Origin of the sequence: Streptococcus sp. HMSC034E12, assembly GCF_001835915.1 — a bacterium.
GTDB classification, from domain to species: Bacteria; Bacillota; Bacilli; order Lactobacillales; family Streptococcaceae; genus Streptococcus; species Streptococcus vaginalis.
The window spans coordinates 1-905 of record NZ_KV826464.1; the positions used below are offsets into that span (position 1 = coordinate 1).

Sequence of the window (905 nt, forward strand, 5' to 3'; positions counted from 1 at the left end):
GACGATATTTAAAAAAGGAGAAGTCAAATGAAATACAAATTAGGCGATGAAGTGTATTTAAAGGGGGTAATTACAAGCATAAATTCTTGTGCTGAAATTAAGTATTCCTATGAAGTAAAAACGGCAGATGAATTCGTTACGGCGGCAGAACGACATCTTGAACCTATCAATAAATCAGAACTCGGGCACGCAGAAGAAGCACCACGATATCTTCGGAATATACTAGCACGGCTGCGTGAGTTGCCAGAACACGACCGCAAAGTCTGGATGGACGAAATTATGCATGAGTTCGCAAATGACTACGGTTCAGTCAAGTATACACTGGGTTACGAACAAGGCAAGTTTGATGGGGCGGTAGAAGCTGAAAAATCAAACAAAGTTGTTTTGACGAAAGAAGAGGAAGACTACCTTAATACGTTTGGTTTGTCAAATAAGCACGAAGTTCGCAAGGCATTATATTTCATATCTCGTTCTGGCTGGGGTTATTCATTGCAAAATGGATACGGTGACAGGAACGAAGGACTTTTGGCAAAAATTACGCATGATGAAGACGATGAAAATTCTACACGTACAAAGCTCATCAAAGCTGTACTCTTCGGTTACGATGTGGAGCAGGAGAAGCGATATGAAGTTAAATTAAAAAACACAGGTGATTACCTGGTGAAAACAGACAATGACGACTATCATTTTTATAACAACATTTACACACAGAACAGAAAACACACCCGCAAAGAGCTTGAAGACGCCGGTTTTGGCTGGGTATTCGACTGCGAAGGTGTGGAAGTTAGAGAGGTTGAATAAATGATTGAAATGATTGAGTGGATTGACGGCAAGATAGCCCTCAACAAGCACATGATTGAGGACGAAAACAAGCCCTCTGACTTTGAAATCTTTCTTTTGGCAGA

1 protein-coding gene is annotated in these 905 nt (G+C 40.7%); it reads left to right on the plus strand.

What is annotated here, in order from left to right:
* Window positions 1-27 precede the first annotated feature (27 nt).
* Entirely contained in the window at window positions 28-801 is a 774-nt protein-coding gene (locus HMPREF2574_RS08670) for a DUF1642 domain-containing protein (RefSeq protein ID WP_070812461.1), read from the plus strand.
* Window positions 802-905 lie beyond the last annotated feature (104 nt).